The 15,809-nt window shown below is 67.3% G+C and carries 10 protein-coding genes, 1 pseudogene and 1 riboswitch; of the genes and pseudogenes, 3 read left to right on the top strand and 8 right to left on the bottom strand.

The features are described 5' to 3' along the window. Positions 1–226 precede the first annotated feature (226 nt). Together K2M58_RS01085 and K2M58_RS12460 are read right to left on the bottom strand one after the other, a co-directional pair. The gene (locus tag K2M58_RS01085) at positions 227–1,738 is read right to left on the bottom strand and encodes a flagellar assembly protein A (protein WP_220677927.1); all 1,512 of its coding nucleotides are present in this window, start codon (positions 1,736–1,738) and stop codon (positions 227–229) included. A gap of 159 nt (positions 1,739–1,897) precedes the next feature. Next, positions 1,898–1,985, bottom strand: a riboswitch (cyclic di-GMP riboswitch). 182 nt (positions 1,986–2,167) lie between these two features. After that, positions 2,168–2,368 (bottom strand): annotated as a pseudogene (locus K2M58_RS12460) (LuxR C-terminal-related transcriptional regulator); the annotation flags it as partial. Positions 2,369–4,116: 1,748 nt separating this feature from the next. Between K2M58_RS12460 and istA the strand changes: the two are divergent. Next, complete coding sequence (istA, locus tag K2M58_RS01075; protein WP_252393391.1) at positions 4,117–5,394, top strand: IS21 family transposase; 1,278 nt, start codon at positions 4,117–4,119, stop codon at positions 5,392–5,394. Continuing rightward, entirely contained in the window at positions 5,391–6,176 is a 786-nt protein-coding gene (gene istB, locus K2M58_RS01070; protein ID WP_220676869.1) for an IS21-like element helper ATPase IstB, read from the top strand. The genes istA and istB overlap by 4 nt, the downstream gene beginning before the upstream one ends. A 100-nt stretch (positions 6,177–6,276) precedes the next feature. Here istB and K2M58_RS01065 read toward each other — a convergent pair whose 3' ends face one another. Next, positions 6,277–7,386 (bottom strand): DedA family protein, encoded by a 1,110-nt coding sequence (locus K2M58_RS01065; protein ID WP_220677926.1) that lies wholly within the window; start codon positions 7,384–7,386, stop codon positions 6,277–6,279. A gap of 324 nt (positions 7,387–7,710) precedes the next feature. Beyond that, the gene (gene gdhA, locus K2M58_RS01060) at positions 7,711–9,090 is read right to left on the bottom strand and encodes an NADP-specific glutamate dehydrogenase (RefSeq protein ID WP_220677925.1); all 1,380 of its coding nucleotides are present in this window, start codon (positions 9,088–9,090) and stop codon (positions 7,711–7,713) included. Between the two features lie 317 nt (positions 9,091–9,407). Here gdhA and K2M58_RS01055 point away from each other — a divergent pair, with 317 nt between their 5' ends. Beyond that, positions 9,408–9,722 (top strand): hypothetical protein, encoded by a 315-nt coding sequence (locus tag K2M58_RS01055; protein ID WP_220677924.1) that lies wholly within the window; start codon positions 9,408–9,410, stop codon positions 9,720–9,722. 229 nt (positions 9,723–9,951) lie between these two features. Here the strand turns inward: K2M58_RS01055 and K2M58_RS01050 are convergent, their stop codons facing one another. The 4 genes from K2M58_RS01050 to kdpA all read right to left on the bottom strand — a co-directional run bounded on the left by K2M58_RS01050 (position 9,952) and on the right by kdpA (position 15,804). Next, positions 9,952–11,112, bottom strand: a complete 1,161-nt coding sequence (locus K2M58_RS01050; protein WP_220677923.1) for a universal stress protein — start codon at positions 11,110–11,112, stop codon at positions 9,952–9,954. 179 nt (positions 11,113–11,291) lie between these two features. After that, positions 11,292–11,864 (bottom strand): potassium-transporting ATPase subunit KdpC, encoded by a 573-nt coding sequence (kdpC, locus tag K2M58_RS01045; RefSeq protein ID WP_220677922.1) that lies wholly within the window; start codon positions 11,862–11,864, stop codon positions 11,292–11,294. Positions 11,865–12,048: 184 nt separating this feature from the next. Continuing rightward, entirely contained in the window at positions 12,049–14,100 is a 2,052-nt protein-coding gene (gene kdpB, locus K2M58_RS01040) for a potassium-transporting ATPase subunit KdpB (RefSeq protein ID WP_220677921.1), read from the bottom strand. A 6-nt stretch (positions 14,101–14,106) separates the two neighbouring features. Further along, entirely contained in the window at positions 14,107–15,804 is a 1,698-nt protein-coding gene (kdpA, locus tag K2M58_RS01035; protein ID WP_220677920.1) for a potassium-transporting ATPase subunit KdpA, read from the bottom strand. Positions 15,805–15,809: the final 5 nt, after the last annotated feature.

The raw sequence follows: 15,809 nt of genomic DNA, 5'->3' as shown, positions 1-15,809 counted from the left end.
TCGCGCATCCGGCGATCGCGTCGACCATCCGGCGATCCCACCGCCCGGCCGAACGATCGCGCCGCCCTCCGACGATCGCACCGCGCGTCCGGGCGATCGCACGCCGTCGCGCCGCTCATCGTGGGGTTCGCTCCGAGTGTACCAGAACGGAGCGCAAAAAAAGGGCCGGCCGCGGCCCCCTTTGTGACATAAAGACGGTCGATTGGTGGCAGACCGGTGACGGGGTTCACAAAGATGACAGCGCCTCCAACGCGATCCGGCCGTCGTCGCCGAGCCGAACCCGGACGTGCGACCGCCGCTCTCGAAAGCGGAGGCTCGCCGCACCGACGGCGACCTCGACCTCCGGATGGACCGTCTCCAGCTCGACGGCCGCCGCCCGGCCGACGGCGACCTGCGTCGGGACGCCGGACTCGCTTCCGGCCTCCCGGAGGCGGGCGCCGCCTTCGGCGTACAGCCGCCCGCCGCGAAGCGGTCCGGCGACGACCGCCCGGCCGAACGTCTCGATCTCGGACTGGAAGGCGCCCCGGTCGCCGATCACGACGTCGCCGAAGGCGATGACGCGGGACGCTTGAACGTAACCGGCCCGGACGCCGCTTTCTTCCAGCATCGCCATCGGGCGGGCTTCGGCGGCCGCATGCACCCACCGCACCGCCGCCGCCAGCGCTTCCGGTCCCGGCGCCTGCCGGTGCTGTACGCCGCCGATAAAAAGCGCCCACAGGTCAAAAAAATGCGTTTTTCCCCCGTTCGCCTCACCGCCCTCCGTCCAAAGCAGCCGAAGCCGCTTGAGCGCCTCCCGGATCCGGTCCGCGTCCTCTCCGACGATCGCGGTCACGAGCGACCGGAACGCTTCCGGGCGGCCGAGGCGGGCGGCGATCTCCGGCACGCTCTGGGCGGCGCGGATTTTCTGGATCAGTCGGAGGAGGCTTTCGTCGAGGGCGTGGAGCGCCCGGATGTCCCCGGGCGTCCACCGTTCGTCGCCCGAGACGATCCGGGAACCGACGGCGCCCCCGGCGACGACGATGAGGCCGCCCGACCGCACCGTCGCCCGGGTGATCTGCCCGTGTACCACCACCTGTTCCCGCGCCTCGACGAGCATTCCTTCCGTCACATCTCCGAAAATTTCCACAGAACCGGCGAAGCGGATGTTGCCGCTTTTCAGATCGACGGGGCCGCGATGGACGAAGAGCGGGCCGATCGCAAGGCGCACCTTCCGGCGGCTCGCCTGAACGGTGAGGAGGCCGGACCGCTCGGCGACGATCTCCCCCGTTTCGGCGTCGTAGCGCACGCCGGCGCCGGCGATGACCTCGACGGGATAGACCGGCTTCGGCGGGATCGGCTCGCCAAAGACGCTCGTGCCGGGCCGGCCCGGCACCGGCGGGTGCACCCGGGCGAGCACCGTCCCCGCCTGGACGCTCGGAAGCCGCCGCCGCTCGCGATAATCGATCGCCTCGTCCTCCCCGGCATCCTGAAGGGCATCGACCGGCGTCGTCTCGACGAGCCACTCGACCCGGCCGTCCTGCCCCTCTTCCGGCGGCGTCCCCCGGGCGACGATGTAGACGCCCGGCCCACCCCGGGCAAGCGCCTCGACGGCCCCGGGATCGATGCCGGTGCGCACTCCCCGGGCGGCCAGAAGCGACAAGAGGGCGGCCGGGTCGTCGCCTTCCGGACCGGACGGCGCCTTGCGCTCGGCCCGAACCTCGAGCGGCCGGATGTGCCAGAGGATCGTCTCGCCATCCATCGCGCTCCCCCCGCTTTCGGCGTCTGCATCCGTTTCGGCGCGCCGCACGGCGTCGTCGGATCCCCCTCCATCCCGCACAAATGAATAAACGCCGACTAAATAAATAAAGCAGGGCTTTGCGACAAAGACACCCCACCCGTCGGTCGAACCCGCATCCGATTCGGCAGCCAGACAGCCATAGCGGACGCGCCGCCGTAGGCTCACGGCTTTGCGGCCCATCCTTTCGGATGGTGTGCCTTTGTCGTCGGCCATGTTCGGTTTTGGTCGCAAGATCCGACGTCGACGCCGGCGCCCCGGCGAATCCTGAAAAAGCCGCGCGTTCGACCGGCGCCACGACCCCACCGCCCGCACCGGAATGGCCGGCATCCGGTTGTTCCCTTAGTCTATCAGGACTAGGCGGGTGGGACCAGACCCCGATTATGCACGCCCTCAACCGTCCGCCCGATCCGGCGGGCGACCGCGATACAGGAGCGAAAGAAGCTGCACCCGGTCGGAGACGCCGAGCTTGGCGAAGATGTTGGAGATGTGATTTTTCACGGTGTGCTCGCTGATAAAAAGCGTCTCGGCGATCTCCCGGTTCCGCTTCCCGAGGCTGAGTTCGAGCAACACCTCTTTTTCCCGCTGGGTGAGGGTCGAAAACGCGTCGATCCGCTTTTTGAGCCGCTCCACCCGCCACGTCTCCGGCTCCGCCGGCGCCGAAAAAACGGCGTCCGGAACTCCGTCCCCGACGGCCGAGGAGGTGGCCTCGCCGACCGGAGCGGGGTCGCCTTCGTCGGCGGCCGGCGCCGGGCCGGCCCCGTTTGCCGTTCCGTAAGCGGCGATCGGCCCCGGGCGTCCGCCGCCGTCCGCCGGCGCCCCGCCGGCGGCCTTCTCGGCCGCCCCCCCACCGACGACCTCCCGAACCGGCGCTCCCGCCTCCGGCCAACCCGACCGGGCGAGGAGCGCCTGAAACGCCGCCATCCGCTCTGCCACCCGGCCCGCCTGCCGGAGCGCCTCCGGATGCCGGGCCAGAATGTCGATCGCCGACGCCAAAAGCGCTTCCAGCGCCGTAAGGACCGCCTCGGGATCGTCCTCCGCTTCCGGCGCCGGGCGCGCCGGCGCTTGTGCCCCGTTCGGTGCACGGGTCTCGTCGACGAGCGCCGCTTTTGCCATCGCCCCTTCCATCGCCCCTTCATCCCTCTTCCCGATGCTCCACGGATTCTCGGCGTAAGCCGGCAGCACCAGCAGCCACGCGGCGACCACCGTCCCTTCCCGGCGGACGGGATAAACCCGTCCCATGAGATCCCAGCCGGCCTGGAAAAAGGCACAGGCGGCGCCGTCCCGGCCGGCGAAGGCCGCCTCCGCCGCCGCGGTCGCCTCTTTCGCGAAGACGACGGCCTCAAGCGGCCGGCCGGAGAGCGCTTCCGGTTCGAAACCGAGGCGCACCCAGAGGCGGCCTCCCGCCCAGCGCACGATCGAACCTTCGCCCATCTTCTCGAGCAGGAGAAGGCCCCACTCCGACGCCTGAAGGGCGGAAAGAAGCGGATCGACCGCCTTCCGCCTCTCGTCCGGCCCGGCCGCCTGCTTTTGGGATCGGCGGTGCCTCATTCGCTGCAAAAAGACGAGCGCCCACACCGTCAGGGGAGCGAGTGAGAGGGCCGATACGGCCCACAAGGTTGCGAGGTGGTCCACGGTCTCCCCCTCCCACTTCATCCCCCCCTGCCGACAGCACTCGACACCATACTTTACCACTCGTCCGCCGGACGGACCATAGGCATGGTCGCCTATCCTCTTGGCCCGCGGCCCGAAGCGTCCTCCATTCTTCCTAGGAAGTTCGAAGCATCGCCCGTAAAACGCCGCCGCGCCGGGGCTTCCCCCGGCGCGGATCGCCCGGCCCACCATCGCGGTTGACGTATCGGCGCAGCTGGCGGTTTCCCCCGGCGCGGATCGCTCGGCCGTTCCGTTGCGGTTCGTTCGTTCGGTCTTTCGGCGACAATGATTTCGGGCTCCCGCCGACGGGCCGGCCGGCTATGCGAAGACGGGCCGATCGGCGCTTCGACGACGGGCCGATCGGCTTTCTGACGAGGGCCTTTATCGGCCATGCGGCGATGGGCCGGTTCGGCTCCCCGACTCCGGTCCTTCGCTTCTTCCGGCGATGAGCGCATCCCAGACGAAAAGATGAACAAACCCCCATACCGTTCCGAGGAGGGCCCCGGCGACGGCCGCCACCGGAAGCCCGCCGGCGGCAACGGCGGCGACGATCGCCGCGCCGGCATGGGCAAGGAAGGTGTCAACATCGGATGTAAAATCCCCAATAGCAGCGGATAAAGATTCCCCAAAATCACCGGCATGATTTCCTCAAAATCATCGGGATGAATTCCCCACCCCTGTGTCGAACTATGGCACCTGCCATCACTTTTGGGGAGGTGCCGGTGATGAGGGAGAGTGAGAAGATGGAGATCAGGAAGCTGTATGAGGAGGGCGTCAGCATCTCGGAACTGGCCAGAAGATACGGCCATGACCGCAAAACCATCCGCAAGGCTGTGAGTGAGCCGAGGCAGCAGGAGGAGGGGAGGGTGAAGTCGCGCAGCCGTAGGGTGAAAGGCCACAAGCTGGAGCCGTACAAGGCCTATGTGGAGCAGCGCATGCGTATCGGCGTCCTCAATGCGGAGCGAATCTTTCGCGAGATCCGGGAGCAGGGATATACCGGCGGAATTACCGTACTGCGCGAGTTCATGCACCCTCTCCGCCCGGTTGTCTCTGCCAAGGCAACCGTGCGGTTTGAGACGGCTCCGGGGGAACAAGCGCAAATCGACCTGGGCGCATTCCCCTACCTGGATCCGCAGGGCCATCGGCGCAAGGTATGGTGCTTTGCCATGGTCCTCGCCTACTCCCGCATGCTCTACCTGGAGTTTATCAGAGCGGCGGACCAACGGCATATCCTCCAGGCGCTCCGGAACGCGCTGGAGTTCTTCGGCGGGGTTCCAAAGGTCATGCTCAGCGACAACTGCTCCCCGCTGGTCGTGGCCAACGACGGTCATGGACACGTCGACTGGCAGCCGGCGTACATGGACTTCGCCAAGTACTACGGATTCGTGCCCAAGGCCTGTAAGCCCTACCGAAGTCGCACCAAAGGGAAGATTGAACGGCCCATCGGGTATATCCGGTCCAGCTTCTGGCCGGTTTCGTTCGTGGACCATGACGACCTGAACCGGCAAGGTGCCATCTGGCGGGATACGGTGGCTAATGTGCGCATCCACGGCACGACGCGGGAGCAGCCGGTGGTGCGGTTTCAGGCCGAGACGCTTAAGCCCCTGCCTAAGAGCCGGTACACGCTGGCGTACGCCGATATGCGCAAGGTCATGAGCGATTGTCGCATCTCCTGGAACACGAACATGTACACCGTTCCATGGCGGTATGTGGGGCACACCGTGCTGGTCCGGGAGTTTGAGTCAGGCCGCCTGCAGATCGAGTACGGCGGGCAGGTCATTGCCGAACACCGCGTGCTCACAGGCAGGCACCAGGTCTCAACCGACCCTGAGCACTTCAAGGGCATCCCGGCTGGGACGCCTCATCCGGATCGAGGCAAGGTGCCAGGGTTGCAAATCGGGCCGGACGTGGAGCAGCGGGAGCTGTCCGTCTATGAGCAGATCGCGATGGGAGGTCAGGGGCAATGAGTGAGGCGTTGGTTTTGGCCAAGGCCGAGGAGCAGCTGCTGGAGCTGGGATTGAAGCGCGCCGCGGCGGTGCTGCCGGCGTGCGTGGAGTGGGCAGCGGGGCACCAGGCGACCTATGCGGAGTTCCTGCACAGACTGCTGGATGCTGAGCAGGAGGAGCGATACAGCCGTTACATGCACGCCAGACTCCGCATGGCCAACTTCCCGTATCACAAGACCCTTGCAGATTTCGATTTCTCGTTCCAGCCGTCCGTCGATGAGCGACAAATACGCGAACTGGCCGGCTTGACGTTCATCCGGGAGGGCAGCAACGTCATCTTCCTGGGACCGCCGGGGGTGGGCAAGACCCACCTTGCGGTGGCCCTGGGGATGGAGGCGATTCGACAGCGCATGAGCGTCTACTTCGTGACCATGCAGAAGCTGGTCGCTGACTTGCGACGGGCGTACCAAGAGGGACGGCTGGACAAGCGCCTGCGCATCTACACCCAGCCGAAGCTGCTGATCTGCGACGAAGTCGGCTACTTGCCGCTTGACGCCTTGGACGCCGCGAACTTCTTCCGGCTCGTGTCGGAGCGCTACGAGCATGGCTCCCTGATCATCACGTCCAACACCAGCTTCACCAACTGGGGGACACTCTTCGGTGACCAGGTGCTGGCCTCTGCCTTGCTCGACCGGCTCCTGCACCACGCCACCACCATCAACATCCGCGGCAACAGCTACCGGATGAAGGACAAGCTGCGCGCCGGGGTGACCCATGCGCTGAAGGAGGAGGTGACCGCGTAGATCGAACATACGTCTGGGGAATGATGCGCGATGATTTTGGGGAACTGAATCCGCTGTTTGTGGGGAATCGAACGCGATTTTTTTGGGGAGTTTTAATCCGCTATTGACAGAAGGCGAAAAAGGCGGCGACGTACGGACCGATCCCCCGGGCCCGGACGGCCAGGGCGTACAGCGAAAAGCTGCCGACGGCCGCCGCCCAGTACGGCCCGATTTCCGGCGCCGGGATCCCCCGGGCGGCAAACGGCGCCCAGAGGGCCGTCAGACTCCCGGCGAGCAGGACGGTCACCCCGCCGTAGAGAAGCGGATAGGCCCGCACCGCCCGGCCGACCGGCAACCGGACGGCGGCCCAGACGCCGGCAAGAAAGAGCGCTCCAAGGACGACAGGGGCCGTCGCCAGCCGGATCGCCGACCGCCCCAGGGGCCCGAGGTCTTCCATCATCGCCGCCACGAGCCGCCGGGCGGCGGCATCAAAGGCGTCGAGGTCCCGCTCCATCGCCTCCTCCAAAAGCCCGACCAGGGCGAGGGAGGCCGCCGTCGCCAGCCCGAAGAGCAAAAGGAGGCGGAGCCGAAGGCGCCAGAAGGGAAGCGAACCGATCGGAAAAACGCGCCGAAGCGCGACCACGCTTTTTTTGAGCAGGCGCCGATCGACGAAGAAAAGAAGGTAAACCACGAACAAAACGGCGACGACCGCCGCCAGAATCCACGCGGCCCGGGTGAGCGTCTCGTGGTAGACGGCCCACTTTTCGCCGACCCATTTGCCGAGGGAGATGAACGTCGCCGTCCAGAGGAACGCTCCGCCGTAGGCGAAGACCGCAAAAAGGGGGGGCGGCACCCGCAGGATGCCCGCCAGATAACCCGTCAGATGCCGGACGCCGGGGATGAAGTAGCCGACGGCGATGAGCGGGTAGCCGATCCGGTCGAACCACGCCGACGTCCGCTCGATCCGCTCCGGCGTGAGATGGACGACCCGGCCGTAACGCAAAAGAAGCGGCAGCCCGAACACCCGGCCGAGGAAATAGGCGACGGTGATCCCCGCGATGCTCCCGGCGGTGGCAAGCCCGACCGCCGCCCACCAGGGGAAGACGCCCCGCCCGACGAGCGTGCCGACGTACACCATGAGCGTCTCGCCCGGAATGGGAAGGGCGATCACTTCGAGCGCCAGCGCCACCGCCAGCGCCACAAGCCCGTACTGGGCGATCCACGTTTCCACCGGCAAACCTCCCGTCCCGTCCCGCCCTGAAGACCGCTCGCTCTTTGTTCTCCGGAACCCGCCGCAGGCGGGGAGTCCGGCCGGCGTCGTTCGCCCGGGTGGCCGCCTCCCCCGGTGGGGAGACCGTCGGAGGCCGGCCGACTCGCTGCCCCCGGCCGTCGGCGCCCGATCGGAGGCGGGACGACAGGTTCCCGGGCTATTATAGCGGACCGGCCCGCCCCAAAAAAGATAAAAAAAACGGCCCGCTCGGCAAGGACCCCGTTTCGCCGGGTCACAACGGAGCGCGCTTGCCGTCACAGGCCTTTCTTCGATCGCCGCCGACGCTCAGATGACCCCCTGCGCCGCCATCGCCTTGGCGACCCGGAGGAAGCCGGCGATGTTCGCGCCGGCGACGAGGTCGCCCGGGACGCCGTACTGGCCGGCGGTCTTGAGCGCCGTCTGGAAGATGGAGTGCATGATGTGCTTTAAGTTTTCTTCGACTTCTTGGAACGTCCACGAAAGGCGCATGCTGTTTTGCGCCATCTCCAGCGCCGAGACGGCGACGCCGCCGGCGTTGGCCGCCTTCCCGGGCGCGAAGAGGACGTCCGCCTCCTTCAGGCGCCGGACGGCCTCGAGGGTCGTCGGCATGTTGGCGCACTCGCCGACGGCGACGACGCCGCCGGCGATGAGGGCCTCGGCGCCGGAGAGGTCGAGCTCGTTTTGCGTCGCGCTCGGCAGGGCGATATCGCACGGCACGGTCCAGATCTCGGCGCTCCGGGGGACGTAACGGGCGTTCGGCCGCGCCTCGGCGTACTCCCGGACGCGGCCGCGGCGGACTTCCTTGATCTCCTTCATGAGCGCCACGTCGATGCCGTCGGGGTCGACGACGTAGCCGTCGGAGTCGCTCATCGCCACGACCGTCGCTCCGAGCTGGGTCGCCTTTTCGGCGGCGTAGAGGGCGACGTTTCCGGAGCCGGAGATGACGACCCGGCTGCCGGCAAACGACCGATTCCGCGTCCGGAGCATCTCCTCGACAAAGTAGACGCAACCGTAGCCGGTCGCTTCCTTCCGGACGAGGCTCCCGCCGTAGCCCAAGCCCTTCCCGGTGAAGGCACCGGCCTCAAAGCCGCCCCGGATGCGCTTGTACTGACCGAACAAAAAGCCGACCTCCCGCTCGCCGACGCCGATGTCCCCCGCCGGGACGTCGACGTCCGGCCCCATGTGGCGGTAGAACTCGGTCATAAAGCTCTGGGCGAAACGCATCACTTCCATCTCCGACTTCCCCTTCGGGTCGAAGTCGGCGCCGCCCTTGCCGCCGCCGATGGCGAGGCCGGTGAGGGCGTTTTTGAAAATCTGCTCAAAGCCGAGGAATTTGATGATGCTCGCGTTCACCGTCGGGTGAAAGCGGATGCCGCCCTTGTACGGCCCGATGGCGCTGTTGTACTGCACGCGAAAGCCGCGGTTCACCTGCACCCGACCGGCGTCGTCGACCCACGGCACGCGAAAGGTGATCATCCGCTCCGGTTCGACGAGCCGCTCGAGGATGCCGAGGCGCCGGTACTCCGGATGGGCCGCCAGGGCGGGAACGAGGGTCGGCAGCAGCTCCGTCAGCGCCTGATGGAATTCCGGCTCGCCAGGCGAGCGTTCGATCGTCCGGGCGAGCACGTCCTCGACGTACCGCTCCGCCGTCGCCACGTCGGCGGTCGTGACCAGACCTTCCAGCATGATCTCCACTCCTTTTGTCTTCTGCCGTCTTTTTTCTTCGCCTGCGGAACTTTCTTTGCCGGCGGATGAACTTCCGCCCCCCGCTTCGACCGCGCCCGCCGGCCCCCTCGCCCCGGGCCGGCGCAGCCGGCCGCCTCCGTTCGCGTTGTTCTCATCGTAACAAAGGCGAAGCATCGAAGCAATAGAACCGTTCGATAAAATCGATCTCAAAATGAGATGGTAGCGGCGTCCTCATCTGTGTTAAACCAGTTGCGGATCACCGGATTTTGTGATATAACAAGAGCAACACCGCCGGAAGCGGAAAAGGGGAGAGGGCCATGCGGAGCGCCGGATTCGTCTACGACCCGGAGTTGGAGCTGGAGCTTCCCGAGACGTCGCCCCAGGAGTTTCAACCGGAAGCGGCCGACGCCGAGACGCTCCTTCGCCTCGAGCGGGCAGCCGGCCTCATCCCGGACCGGATTGGGGCCCTGGAGGCCCGCTACGAAGCGCTGTATCGCCGGGCGCTGGAGGAAGAAGGCGAGGCCTTTTACGCCGCCATGGAAGAGGCGCTCGCCGTCGCCCGCCGGATCGCCGATCTCAACGTCTGGTACATGCGCCTGACCGGCCGGCCGATCACGCCCTACTACGGCTGAGGGCTGAGGCGCCCCCGGCGGCGGGGCCGGCGCAGGCCGAAAAAAAGCGGCACCCGAACGGGTGCCGCATTTTGCTTGCCCGCCGCGTCCCGCTTCGGGCCGCCGCGTCCCGCTTCGGACCGCCCCCTTCCGACGCTCCGCTTCCCTATCCTTCGCCGGTCCCGCTCCGCTGTTTTGACGGCCAGGGTCCGCCTTTCGCTTCCGCCGACGGCCCGATTCCCCGCCGCCGTCAGCGGTTTTTTTCCTGGCCGTTTCCGACGATGAGGACGTCGACGAAGCGGGTTCGTTCCATGATGCGGTTGGCCAGGGAGCCGTGGAGGATCTCCTGCCAGCGGCTCATCCCCGTCTGACCGAGGACGACCTGGGTGATGGCGTTTTCCTTGATAAACTCGACGATGACGTCGATCACCGGCCGGCCGCCGGCAGCGCGGATGAAAAACTTTCCGCCGAGGATTTTCGCCAGGGCCTCGATTTCCCGGAGTTTTTTCCGCTCCGCCTCCGAAAGCCGATCCGCCGGCTTCGTCGGGACGTGGAGGATAAAAAGCTCCGCCTTCATCCGCTGGGCGATCCGCCAGCCCCGGCGGATGAGCCGCTCGGCGTTGCCGCCGTCGCTCACGAGGACGAGGATCTTCGGGCTCGCGCCGGCGACTTCTTCCGCGCCGTCGTCCTCCCGGTATTCCTCGAGGCGCTCGTCGACGTCGTCGGCGAGCTCCCGGAGGGCGAGCTCGCGTAGGGCGATGAGGTTCGTCGGCCGGAAGAAGTGCTCGAGCGCCTGGGGGATTTTCTCCGGTCGGTAGATCTTTCCCGCCTTGAGGCGCTCGAGGAGCTTTTCCGGCGGGAGGTCGACGAGCTGGACTTCGTTGGCCACGTCGAGGATCCAGTCCGGCACCCGCTCCCGGACCTTGACGCCGGTGAGGTCTTCGACGATGTCGTGCAGGCTTTCGAGGTGCTGGATGTTCATCGTCGACAGGACGCTGATGCCGGCGTCGAGGATCTCCAGCACGTCCTCGTAGCGCTTTTTGTTTTTTGAACCGGGGACGTTGGTGTGGGCCAGCTCGTCGACGATGACGAACTGGGGCCGGCGCTTGATCACGCCCTCGACGTCGAGCTCGTAAAAGGTTCGCCCCTTGTACTCGATCGGCTTCAGCGGGAGCACGGGAAGCGCGCCGATCTGCTCCGCCGTCGCCTTCCGGCCGTGGGTCTCGACGACGCCGACGACGATGTCGACCCCTTCGGCGAGCATGTCGTTCGCTTCCCGGAGCATCGTGTAGGTCTTGCCGACGCCGGGGGCGGCGCCGATGTAAAGCTTGAAGTACCCCCGCTTCGACCGCTCGATCTCTTTCAAAATCTGCTCCGGCGACTTCCGCCGCCGTTCCGCCGCTTCGGCCACCGCCGCCCCTCCTTCGCGCGTCCGGCCTCGGACGTCCTCGGTTCCCGCATTTATTGTACCGAAGGCGGCGCACGGCGGGGACGGCCGTCCCGACGACCCGCGACGGGGGCGGCCGTCCCGATGACCCGCGACGGGGGCGGCCGTCCCGGCGACCCGTTCCGCCGTCGGTGCCGCCGGGCCTACCGCCGGCCGGCGAGAAGCGCCCGCAGCGCTTCGTTCAGGACGTTCACGTTGACCCGCGGCTCGCCGAAGAGGCCGAGCTCCCGGGGGAGCGCGACGCGGTCGATGAGGGCCAGAAGCTCCGCCTCGGGGATGCCGGTGGCGCGGCTTACGCGCGGCACCTGCGCCCGGGCCGCCGGCAGCGAAAGGTCCGGGTCGAGGCCCGAGCCGGAGGCGGTGACGAGGTCCGCCGGCACCGGAAGCGCCGGATCGCCGGCCTCTTTCCGGACGGCGTCCATCCGGCGCAGGACTTCCGCCTGGTAGTCGGGCCGGGCGACGGCGAGGTTCGTCCCGCCGGTGTCGAGCGGATCGTACGCTTCGCCCGCCGGTGGCCGGGGATGAAACCAGCCGTCGCCGGCGTACGGCTGGGCGATGAGGTACGAACCCCGGACGGTCCCGTCCGCGTCGACGATGAGGCTCCCGGTCGCCTGGTGGGGAAAAAGCGCCCGGGCGACGACGGTCGTCACCGCCGGGTAGACGAGGCCGGTGATGACCCAGAGGACGAGGGAGATGCCGAACGCCTGTCTTACCATCGCCGATCTCCTTTCGATCCAAGCCGCTTTGCCGGTCGTGGCCGCCAACCGTGACCACCGTCGGACGTCCCGGCGCGGCCCCTCGTGTTTTGGCGTCGCGCCGGCCGAAGGCCACCAGGGCCTCCGCTTCCAAAATCGCGCCGCGCCCGGCGAACGCCGTCCTCCTCCGTCCGGTGCCGGCTTCTCACCGGACGCCGAAGGCGACGAGCAGGAGGTCGATCAGCTTGATGCCGACAAACGGCGCGATGATCCCGCCGAGGCCGTAGACGAGGAGGTTTCGCCGAAGGAGCCGGTCCGCCGTCGTCGGGCGGAAGGTCACGCCCCGGAGGGCGATCGGGATGAGGAGCGGGATGATGATCGCATTGAAGATGAGGGCCGAAAGGACCGCCGTCGTCGGCGAAGCGAGGCGCATGAGGTTGAGGGGCTGAAGCTCCGGCAGCGCCTCCGCGAACATCGCCGGCAGGATGGCGAAGTACTTGGCGATGTCGTTCGCGATGGAAAATGTCGTCAGCGCCCCGCGGGTGATGAGAAGTTCCTTTCCGAGGGCGATGACCGTGAGGATCTTCGTCGGGTCGTTGTCGAGGTCGATCATGTTCGCCGCTTCCTTGGCGGCCATCGTGCCGGAGTTCATCGCCAGGCCGACGTCCGCCTGGGCGAGGGCCGGCGCGTCGTTCGTCCCGTCGCCGGTCATCGCCACCCGGCGGCCCTTCGCCTGTTCGGCCCGGATAATCGTGATCTTGTCCTCCGGTTTGGCCTCGGCGACAAAGTCGTCGACGCCGGCCTCCTGGGCGATCGTCGCCGCCGTCAGGGGGTTGTCGCCGGTGACCATGATCGTCCGGATGCCCATCGCCCGAAGCTCGGCGAAACGCTCCTTCAAGCCGGGCTTGACGACGTCTTTGAGGTGGACGGCCCCGAGGGCCCGGCCGGCGTCGGCCTTCAGTTCGGCGATGACGAGCGGCGTGCCGCCGCTTCGGGCGATGGCGTCGGTCCGCTTGAGAAGGGCGTCCGGAACCCGGCCGCCGACCCGCTCGAGCTCCCGCCGGACGGCGTCGACGGCGCCCTTGACGAGGCGGGTGCCGTCGGGAAGGACGAGGCCCGAAAGGCGCGTCTCGGCGCTGAAAGGAATCGGCGTGCTCCCCGCCGGCGCCGGCCTTTCGCCGCCTTTCCTCCGGGCGAGGTCGACGATCGAGCGGCCTTCGGGCGTCTCGTCATACAGCGAGGAAAGGTACGCCGCCTCAACCGTCTCCGCCTCGGAGACCCCCGGCGCCGGAATGAATTCGCTCGCCATCCGGTTGCCGTACGTGATCGTCCCGGTCTTGTCGAGGATGATCGTATCGACGTCGCCGCTCGCCTCGACGGCCTTCCCCGACAGGGCGATGACGTTGAAGCGGGCGACCCGGTCCATGCCGGCGATGCCGATCGCCGAAAGGAGCCCCCCGATCGTCGTCGGGATGAGGGCGACGAGGAGCGCCACGAGCGTCGCCACATCGAGGTCCGCGCCGAGGTAGCGGGCGATCGGGACGAGGGTGACGATGACGACGAGGAAGATGAGGGTGAGCACCGCAAGGAGCGTCGTGAGGGCGATCTCGTTCGGCGATTTTTCCCGCTTCGCCCCCTCGACGAGGGCGATCATCTTGTCGAGGAACGACTCGCCCTTTCCGGCGGTCACCTCGACGACGATCCAGTCGGTGAGCACCCGGGTGCCGCCGGTGACGGAGGAAAAGTCGCCGCCGGCCTCCTTGATCACCGGCGCGCTTTCGCCGGTGATCGCCGACTCGTCGATGGCGGCGAGCCCCTCGACGATCTCCCCGTCGGCCGGGATGATCTCCCCGGCCTCCACCCGGACGAGATCGCCCTTTTTCAGCTCGGACGACGGGACCATCTTCGTCGTCCCGTCCTTCAGAAGGAGGCGGGCCATCGTCTCTGTCCGCGTCCGGCGGAGGGTTTCGGCCTGGGCCTTCCCCCGGCCTTCGGCGACGGCTTCCGCGAAATTGGCGAACCAGAGCGTCGCCGCCAGGATGAGAAAGACGGCGAGATTATACCCCCGGGAAGCGCCGGACGGGCCGAAGAGATCCGGCCGGAGGACGAGGAGGAAGACGATCGCCATCCCGACCTCGACGACGAAGAGGACCGGGTTTTTCACCATCTGACGGGGATCGAATTTGCGAAACGCGTCGGCGGCGGCCCGGCGGAGGAGCGCCGGCGAATAAGGCGATTTGCCCGTCGCTTTTTTCAAGACCGCTCACCCCTTCAGCATCGCCAGCTGTTCTGCGATCGGCCCGACGGCGAGCACCGGAAAGAAGGCCAGCGCGCCGAGGATGAGGACGGTGAGCAGGTAGACGACGCCAAAGAGAGGCGTGTCCGTCCGGAGCGTCCCGGCGCCCGCGGCGACCGGCGTCTTTTTCGCCAGCGATCCGGCGATGCCGAGGAGGGCGATGATCGACACGAAGCGGCCGAGCAGCATGACGGAGCCGATCGTCGTGTTGTAAAACACCGTGTCGGCGTCGAGGCCGGCGAACGCCGAGCCGTTGTTCGCCGCCCCGGACGTGTAGGCGTAGAGCACCTCGCTCACGCCGTGGGAGCCGGGGTTCGCGATCGACGCCTGCGGGCCCGGCAGGGCGAGGGCGAGCGCCGTCGGAACGAGGATGATGAACGGATGGGCAAGGAGCGCGATCGCCGCGAGCTTCATCTCCTTCGTCTCGATCTTTTTTCCGAAGAGCTCCGGCGTCCGGCCGACCATGAGGCCGGTGAGAAAAACGCCCAGGATGACGTAGAGGAGGATGTTCAAAAGCCCCGCCCCGTCGCCGCCGAAGACGTTGTTTAACATCATCTGGAAAAGAGGCACGAAGCCGCCGAGGGGCGTGAGCGAATCATGCATGCCGTTCACCGAGCCGGTCGTGGCGCCCGTCGTCACCGTCGTGAAGAGGGCCGAGCCGAAGAGCCCAAAGCGGACTTCCTTCCCTTCCATGTTGCCGCCGACGAGCCCCGCCCGGACCAGCTCCGGGACGCCGTACCGTTCGCTTCCGTAGACGACGCTCCACATGACGAGGAAGAGGAAGAAGACGGCGATGAAAAGCACCCACGCCTGCCGGCGGTTTCCGATCATCCGCCCGAGGGCGAAGATCAGGGCCGAGGGGATGAGCATCATCGACAGCATGTGGACGAGGTTCGTCACCGGCGACGGGTTTTCAAACGGGTGGGCGGCGTTGGCGCCGAAGTAGCCGCCGCCGTTCGTCCCGAGGTGCTTGATCGACTCGAAGGCGGCGACGACGCCCCGCGGGATGACCTGCGTCCCCCCGTCGAACGTCCGGGCGACGACCGATCCTTCGAACGTCTGCACCGCCCCTTCCGCGACGAGGAGGAGCGCCACGCCGAAGGCGAGCGGAAGGAGAAGCCGCGTGTGCGCCCGGACGAGGTCGACGAAGAAGTTGCCGAGATCCCGGTGCACGCCGGTGAGGGCCCGGACGAAGGCGATCGCCGCAACGATGCCGGTTGCCGCCGAGGTGAACATCGGATAGATGATGGCGAGCATCTGGGCCAGCGTGCTCATCGCCGTCTCACCGCTGTAGGCCTGCCAGTTCGTGTTCGTGATGAACGAGGCCGCGGTGTTGTAGGCGAGATCCGCCGGCATGTTGCCGATGCGATCGGGGTTGAGCGGGAGAACCCCCTGGGTCCGGAGGACGAGATACATGAGCGCCATCATGATCCAGTTCGTCACCACGAGGGCCGTCGCGTACGCCCGCCAGTCCATCCGGGCCTCCGGATCGATCCCCGCGACGCGGTAGATCGCCCGCTCCAGCGGCAGGAAAAACCGGTCTCCCGGCGCCGGCCCGTCGCCGAACACGCGGGCCAGGTAACCGCCGAGCGGAACGGCGAGCCCGGTCACCAATGCGACGAACACGACGAGCTGCACGAGGTCGGCCCAAAGATCGGGCTTCACCGAAA

Source organism: Hydrogenibacillus sp. N12, from assembly GCF_019645935.1.
GTDB classification, from domain to species: Bacteria; Bacillota; Bacilli; order Thermicanales; family DSM-22653; genus Hydrogenibacillus; species Hydrogenibacillus schlegelii.
This window is presented reverse-complemented; position numbering and strand designations above follow the sequence as displayed.